The sequence below is a fragment of the bacterium genome (assembly GCA_037131655.1).
Classification (GTDB): Bacteria; Armatimonadota; Fimbriimonadia; order Fimbriimonadales; family JBAXQP01; genus JBAXQP01.
The window spans coordinates 1-8,255 of sequence record JBAXQP010000115.1; the positions used below are offsets into that span (position 1 = coordinate 1).

4 protein-coding genes and 2 pseudogenes are annotated in these 8,255 nt (G+C 50.0%); 2 read left to right on the forward strand and 4 right to left on the reverse strand.

The genetic code is table 11. The features are described from left to right. Positions 1-734, reverse strand: a 734-nt coding sequence (gene tsf / locus WCO51_06875; protein MEI6512985.1) for a translation elongation factor Ts, incomplete at its 3' end; no start/stop codon positions are given. Between the two features lie 287 nt (positions 735-1,021). Continuing rightward, positions 1,022-1,696 (reverse strand): annotated as a pseudogene (rpsB, locus tag WCO51_06880) (30S ribosomal protein S2). A gap of 332 nt (positions 1,697-2,028) precedes the next feature. Between rpsB and WCO51_06885 the strand changes: the two are divergent. Continuing rightward, positions 2,029-3,185, forward strand: a pseudogene (locus tag WCO51_06885) (IS3 family transposase). Between the two features lie 186 nt (positions 3,186-3,371). Here WCO51_06885 and WCO51_06890 read toward each other — a convergent pair. Together WCO51_06890 and WCO51_06895 are read right to left on the reverse strand one after the other, a co-directional pair. Then, positions 3,372-4,739: a C1 family peptidase gene (locus WCO51_06890; GenBank protein ID MEI6512986.1), complete on the reverse strand. Its 1,368-nt coding sequence runs from the start codon at positions 4,737-4,739 to the stop codon at positions 3,372-3,374. Between the two features lie 165 nt (positions 4,740-4,904). Then, a complete protein-coding gene (locus tag WCO51_06895; GenBank protein MEI6512987.1) occupies positions 4,905-7,418 on the reverse strand; it encodes a sugar-binding domain-containing protein in 2,514 nt (837 codons plus the stop codon). Positions 7,419-7,563: 145 nt separating this feature from the next. On the opposite strand from WCO51_06895, the gene WCO51_06900 reads away from it, so the two are divergent. After that, positions 7,564-8,255 (forward strand): hypothetical protein (locus WCO51_06900; GenBank protein ID MEI6512988.1); only part of this gene is annotated, 692 nt, incomplete at its 3' end.

Below are 8,255 nucleotides of genomic sequence, written 5' to 3' on the forward strand. Positions count from 1 at the left end.
CGTCCTAGAGCGATCTTTTCGGCGACTTGCTCAGGCTTGCCCTCTTTTTCAATTGCAATCTGACGCTGAATACGAAGCTCTTCGTCGATTAAACTCTGAGGGATATCCTCGCGTGTTAGGAAAATCGGCGAAAAGACAACGACCTGTAGCGCGATTTCATGAGCCAGCTTCTGAAGCTCCTCAACTGCATCCGCAGGGAGGTTCTCAGCGACCATCTCGACCATCGAACCGGATCGGCTATCGTGGTGCACATAAGCATCAACTATCCCCTCAGGCGCGCTGAGGGTAAATTTAGCGGCTCGCGCCAGCTCAATTTTTTCTCCGATCCTACCCACCGCACCCTGAATCGCATCAACTACCGTTTCGCCGCGAGAAGGTAATTTCCCTTGTCGAATTTCGTCTATTGGAGTCGTATCCGCTGCACAATCAGCAACATATTCAGAGATCTCTTTTGCTAGCTCTTGAAATTCCTCGTTGCGGGCAACAAAGTCAGTTTCGCAACGCAGATCGATTAACACGCCTACCTTCCCGTTATCTCGGGAAGCTGCAACGATTAATCCCTGAGTTGCAGAACGCCCTGCTCGCTTTGCAGCCACAACAGCGCCCTTTTCACGCAAGAGTGTTTGCGCCTTATCAATATCGCCTCCGGTCTCTACCAGCGCACCCTTGCAATCCATCATACCGGCGCCAGTTAGTTCCCGAAGTTCTTTTACTTGCTTAGCATTAATTTCCATAGTTAATCCTCTTTTTGCTTCTCGACTATGTTGCGACTGCGTGGCTTGCGCCCAAGCCCTTCATTCTCTTCATCCCTTTTTTCGCCAGGTTTACCCGATTCCTCAAGGTATGCTTTACGAAGTTCCTTCTCTAAATCGCCCAATTGCACAGGCAATTCCTCGATAACCTCTAACTTTTCGAGGGTCTCTTCATCTGCGACTTCGAGAGGAATTTCAGGGATATCTATATCTTCGAGTTCAGCAACTTCCTCTTCTACCTCAACGATTTCAACCGGATCGTTAAGGTGCTTCACTTCGGCAATTGTATCAGCAATCCTGCCGGCGATGAGCCGGATAGCTCTAATCGCATCGTCATTTCCGGGAATAACATAATCCACGTCATCCGGATCACAGTTCGTATCAACGATAGCAACGATGGGAATACCGAGCACTCTGGCTTCGTGTACGGCAATTTCTTCCTTCTTCAGGTCGACGACAAACATCGCTGAAGGCAGTTTAGGCATATCCTTTATGCCCTCGAGATATCGCTCAAGCCGATCGTATTCTTCCTTGCGCTGAGCGGCTTCCTTTTTGGGCAATCTTTCGAGATAGCCTTCGCCAATCAATCGCTCCAGCTCTCGAAGACGGGCAATTCTTTCCTGGAAAGTTTTCCAGTTAGTCAACATACCGCCCATCCAACGCTCGACAACGAAGTATTGCTTGCACATAAGCGCCGACTCTTTAATTGCGGACTGAGCCTGCTTCTTTGTGCCGACGAAGAGCATTGTGCCGTTGTCTTGGATGATTTCCTCGACGAATTTAATGGCATCGTCAAAGAGTTTCATGGATTGATGAAGATCGATAATGTAGATCCCGTTTCGCGCGCCATAAATGTAGCGCTTCATTTTGGGATTCCATCGGCGAGTTGGGTGCCCGAAATGTACTCCGGCTTCCAGCAACTCTTTCATTGTGAGTCCAGCCATGCTGTGTTATTCCTCCTGGGTTATTACCTCCTGCCCCGTCAAACTTCCGGCTCGACCGAGACCCCTCGGCACCCGAGCGAAATCAGGGACAGTGTGAGATGTTAAATATTCTACCTAACCAACAGGCACGACATCAAGGGGAAGTGTTCAGCGTATTTAGATTAGTCCCTCTTTCCAAGTGGGACTATAGTGCGTCTCCTTCTCTTTCTCAAATCCGTATCCCTGAGTAGGCCTTAAGGCCGTATCGAAGGGTATACAGCAGAATTAACCCTGGTTTTCCCCTAAAAAAAAGGACACCTTAAGTCCCATAATAAGGAAGAGGTGTTCAGGTGATGAATCGGTATACGCACGAGTTTCGGCAAGAAGCGGTTCGTCTGGAGTTGGAGAGCAAATGCAGTGTGGCTCAGATCGCCCAAGATTTGGGAGTGAGCATTTGGTCGTTACGAGACTGGGTCAAGAAAACCCGTCACAAGGGAGGACTTCCCGTCATTCGCTCAGAGACTCTGTAGGAAGAGAACCGGCGTCTCAAACGCGAGTTGGCGACGCTTCGGCAGGAGCGAGAGATCCTAAAAAAAGCGGCGGCGTACTTTGCCAGAGAGCAGCGGTGAGGTACGCCTTCCTAGCTGCTCATGTTCAGGAGTATTCGGTCAAGCTACTCTGCCGGGTTCTACAGGTTTCTCGGAGTGGCTACTATGCTTTTCGCGGGCGTGGTCCCAGCCGAGGCCAGGAGCAGAACCGGCAATTACTGGAGCAGATTGAACAAGCCTTTGTAAAGAGCCGGCGCATCTATGGTAGTCCTCGCATCACTCATCAGCTTTGGGCGCACGGGGTGCTTTGTAGTCGAGGACGGGTCGAACGACTGATGGCTCAGCACGGGCTTGGTGCGCGGCCCAAGCGTCGGTATGTCTCAACCACCGATTCGGGACATGCCCTGGCGGTAGCACCCAACGTGTTAGCACGTGCCTTTAAGGTGAGTGAACCGAACCAAGTGTGGGCTAGTGACCTCACCTTTATTCCCACTCAGGAAGGCTGGTTGTATCTGGCTGGCGTCCTGGACTTATGCTCGCGCCTGCCAGTGGGATGGAGCATGGGAGAACATCTGCAAAGTTCGTTGGTACTCGAAGCCTTACAGATGGCCTATACCCGTCGAAGACCGGCTCCTGGTTTACTGCACCATTCGGATCGGGGGAGTGTGTATGCCAGTGAGGCCTATCGCATGCAACTGGAGGCGTATGGGATGCGCTGCTCGATGAGTCGCAAAGGCAACGTTTGGGACAATGCCCCGATGGAGAGTTTCTTTGGCACCCTCAAGCGGGAGCTGGTGACGAATGTCAAGTTCCGCACCCGCCAAGAGGCGCGTCAAGCGATATTCGAGTATATCGAAGTCTTTAACAATCGAGAGCGTTTACATTCGAGTCTAGGGTATCTTTGCCCTGTTGTCTATGAGCAACAACTCATCGCAAAACAAGTGGTTGAGGGTGTCCATTAAAACAGAGGAAGACCAAAGATACAGATGGGGGGACTGTCACTAATCCTCTTCCGCTTCACTGAGTAGGCCGAAGGCAGTATCGAAGGGCAGTCCGGAAGAAGGAGAATGACACATTTTCGATAAACGATAGAACCTAAAAAAACAAATCCCCTGGGCGTTAACGCCCAGGGGATTTTTATAATTAACCTACAAAGCTAGCGTACCCATTGGGTGCCAGCGGGGTAGGACGATTGGTTCCATGTCCAGGATGTCAAGGACTTCCTGAGGAAGGTACTTCTTGTCGACGGCTACTTCGTAGTTGTACTCTTCGAACCAGCGGTCGGTCATGCAGAAGAAACCGGCGTTGCCTTTATCGGTTCCCCAGCTATTCTCAACGCGCCACTTCAACGGCTTACCGTCGTCGTCTAAATCGACGCCGGTGAATACCATGGCGTGGTTCATGGAGCTCATGCCATATTCCAAGCGCTGAGCCTTGTTGTACTTCCATTTCTCGCCATAGAACAGTTCGGGGCTGTACATATCAACATCCCAATAGCCGAACTCGCGATCCATTTCAGGTCCGCAGTCGCAACCGAACCAGACCGGTTCGTCATCGAGTATCTGGTCTAAAGTAGCTTTTCTGAAGATGTCCATGCTGACGTTGACATAACGGATCATATCCCCGCCAACCACGTTGCCCAGGTGCTCGATTGTATAGACTTTATTGAATTCCATTTCGTTCATCGGGCAGTGGATAAGGCAGACCTTTGAATTGAAATCGTAGGTCATATGCTCCGTGGTAAATTCCTGCGGAGTCATATCCTTGATGCGGACGAACTTGTCATCCTTGTCGCGGTACTGCCAACTGAACGTCTTGGGCGGTTCGGTAAGGTGGAAGACCAATATCTTATAAGCATTGGCCAGCATCTCATCCTTCAACCCATGAAGCTCATCGATCTTTGCGCCCTTCCGATACATATCGCGAAGGTTAATTGCGCAGTTCCTTAAATGCGAAGTCAAATAATTGCTTAACGTACCGGTGTTGCTGCTGCTATCGGTCTCCGGCATCGCATCAGCGGGTACTACACCGTATTTATTAAGGACGTTCACGAGCATGTGCCATTGTCCGCCGTCTTCGACGGGACCGCCCATAATGCCTTTCAGCAATCGGCTGTCGTTCGGCTCATCGAGCGTCTTCAAAATCGTCTCAAGGAAGAAATTGGACTTCTCCATCTTGTCCCAGAACATAGTGTAGTTCTGAGAAAATTCGAAGTTCTCCAAGTTAAACTTCACTGCCGCTTTTTGGCGCATAACGTTTTGACCCGCATACATCCAACAGCGACCGCTCCCCTTTTGGTTTGTGGCCGCCAGGGTCTTAATCATATGAGAGTATATATGGTTGGCCGCAGATTTACGCATGCGGTCCTGCATCATGGCCTGGCTAGGTTGCGCATTGCTGAGGAAATTCATCAGCAACTTATTGCGCGGGTCGGTTTGGAACTCTGCCTGATAAGATGAAATCATTTCAGGAGTTAGTACTTCCGACACTTGCTTGTCTAGTAAGGTTTTGCCCATGTTCATACCTTCCGGTTAAAAATTATTGCAAACGGTTTGAATTCTACCCCAAGGATATAAGCTGTAGCACAACTAAATGAAAGACCCAGTAAATATAGTTGCCCCTTAGTCAATAGAAATAGTAAGGAAACGAGTAAGATAACCCGCTTCCCTGAGTGTTGCGAACTAACCGTTCAACGACCTAACCACCAACTGGCCTACTTCTACTCCCAGCGGCAGAATAACCAACGCTGCCCTGGGTTCGTTGGGGAAGAGAGAGAAATAGTTGTCCTCCGCCTTTAGGTCGGCTACTCCGCCGAAATGGACGAAGTGGGTGTAGACGGGGGATCGCAGGGTGACCATGTAGGCGTTGTCGCTAACTAATACTGTCTCTATGGAGATTTCCGTAGGAGGCAGTTTTAGGTCTTTGAACTCGTTGACGAGCAGGACGTTATCTCGGAATTGACCATCCAGGCTGTGCACTCGGAAGACGGAACGTTCCGGGTCGACAAGGGGGATGTCGTAAATAGTTAGAAGTAATGAACTGCTATTGGGCTGCAGTGCATATTCCCACTCCTGATGCCACCTTATTTTGCCGTCGAATTCCATTAACTGCATCTGCGCGCGGCCTCGGATAGGGCGGAGAGTGTCGTTTACTCCCCACACTTCAATCGCGCCGTCCTTCCAGCGCAACGAGAAGAGAACAGGGTCGTAGGCTCTGCGAATATAGTAGTAGCTGGCTTTGGGGCGCAGGTAGTAATCGAGCACGCTCCAACTGATGCCGGGCCAGCTATCGTTGAGCTGCCAAAAGAGCGACCCGCTGCATTCAAACATGCGGCGGCGATAGTGCTCGATAGCAAACCTCAGCCCTTCCGCCTGAATTAAAGAGGAGAACAGCACATACTGCTCCAAATCACTCGGCAGCCCCGTATGGGCGAGCATCATCCGTTCCTTACGCTCCAAATTGGGGTCTTTAATGCGATTTATGAAAGCAGGGCTGTCGTAAAAACGCTCATCGGGAGGAATATTCTTAACGAGCGATTCAATCATAGGCGAGCCGTGGATACCATACTCGCTGATGAAGCGCCCTGTGTCCTTGGCGTAGTTGCGGAAGCTCACTGTTTCGGGGGTGACGGCGATGGCGGCGTTTTCACCAAAGCGGCGCATCTGCATCATCCCACCCCATGGCTGCCAGTTGTGGCGATCGCCTTCTCGCTCATCATTATGATCCGAACCCCCATAAGGCGAACCTGGCCAATAGGTATCGTGAGGACGCATTCGGCGCAAAACAGATGGCAGCACTTCATCGTAAATCATCGAACCCGGGCATCGTCTATCCGGCCATCCCTGCCAGTTGATAAGCTCATCAAGCCATTGGTTTTCATTATTACCGCACCAAAGCGCCATGCACGGATGGTTGCCCAGCATCTCGATTGCCACCTCAGCCTCACGCTTGACCTCGGCGACGAAATCCTCATCGTGGTCTGGTATAGCTGAGCAGGCAAACATGAAATCCTGCCAAATCAAAATACCGAGTTCATCACAGGCTTTGCACAGGTTATCGTCATAGATGCCGCCGCCCCACACCCGCAGCATATTCATGTTGGCCTCTTTCGCTAATTGGGTAACGGCTTTGGTGTGCTCGAAAGAAACTGCCCCCGTACGGTGATCGCAAGGGATCCAATCAGCGCCTTTGGCAAAGATGTGCACCCCATTCAAAACGAAGGTAAAGTTCTTCGTTCCCTCTTCCCTTCCAGGCGATTGATCGAGATGAATAGTGCGGATACCGAATTGCTCCTTGCGTAAATCTATCTCCTGCCCATCTTTCAGCAAAATAGCTTCAAGCTTATAAAGCGTTTGCTCACCTAAATCATGCGTCCACCAGGGTTTGGGATCGGGGATAATGAAGTTAATGGATACCTTATCACCATTAATGACCGCCGTCTGCTCCCACGCCTTCGAGCCATCACAGATGCGCACTTTAACATCGAGTGAATCCTCAAACCCATACCGCTCAACCGCCACATCCACATCCACAACCGCCTTGTGAGGGCGCAGTTTAATGGTGCTTGTCTGCAAACTGTTGATACGGGCATAACGGTGGGTCTCAACCCTCACTTCTTTCCACAACCCGCAAACCACTAACCGAGGACCCCAATCCCATCCAAAGTGCATCGACGACTTACGTGCCCAAACGCGGGGACCATAGTAATCCCCCCAGAAACCGGGCATCTCCGGTAAACGCCTCTCATGAATGGCATCGAGGCGCGGGGTTATCGGGTGGAAACAGACCGCCACCAGATGCTCTCCCCCCTCCTTTGCCCATTTAGTGATATCAAATCGATAGGGAGTGAACATATTCTGACACTCCCCAATCACTTCGCCGTCTAAGAAAACAGTGGCGAACGTATCGACGCCATCGAAAACGAGTTCGACTCGTTCATCGGAGTTAGCGGGAGGTATTGTGAAGCGCGTACGATACCACCATTCCTTCTGCTCAACCCATCGAACTTGCTCTGCATTATTATCGTAATAAGGGTTAGGGATTCTGCCGATAGATTCAAGGGAAGTATGCACATCGCCTGGGACAGGGCATGATATACAACTTGATTCATCGAAACCGAGATTATGCGCGCCAGCCATTAGGCCAGTTGATGGTTCAAAATCACAAAGAGACCAGTTTCCAGTTAATGAAATCACAAAGTCCTCCAACAATTAGACAAGCTCATATCAGTTATCAATTCTACAACTTAAGAAAGGGTTCTGTCTAAGTTTTTTGGTGGCTGTGCTAAAATAGCCAAAAGTCAACAGAAAGAAAGAATACATAGGAGAGGCATTCTTAACGATGAGATTAATTGTAAGCTTAGCAACACTATTATTGGCGCTCACCGCATGTGCTGCGCCCAAGTTGGATGATTACGTTCAGAACGACATTAAAGACTTTAAATTAACAGCAAAAGCAGTCAAAGCAAACCAAGACGAACTAATGAAGATAAGCAAGGACTTTGCTCTAGGGTATCGCATGCTCAAAGGCTCTGCGACTGTTCAATATAAGGAACCTGGACGCGTACGTATGGAAGGCACCGTTGCCGGTGTTAAAATGCTCTTTGTCCTCAAAGACAACAAGAAACTCAGTGCAGTACCGGTATGGCATATTCGCGATGTTGAAGATATCACTCATTCGCCCGGAAAACGCACCACTTCACTTGATTTCGGGTTCATCACCCCCGGTCTGTTGCAGATTGCCAATGCAAAGTACATCCGAAAAGAATCAAACGGCAATTTTGTATTCGATGTCACCTGGAAAGACCCAGAGGACTCTTCTCGCCATCGAGTATGGGTCAATCCTGATACGCGCATTATCGAAAAGCGTGAATGGTACCGTCAAAGTGGTCGAATGATGGCCACGTTCAACTACAGCGGCGCCGTCAAGGTTTCCAAAGAAATCTACATGCCGTCCAAAGTTGAAATCTACAACACCGAAGGCAAACTAGCCGGCGAAACCACCCAATCCAACTTCGCCGTAAACTACGGCGC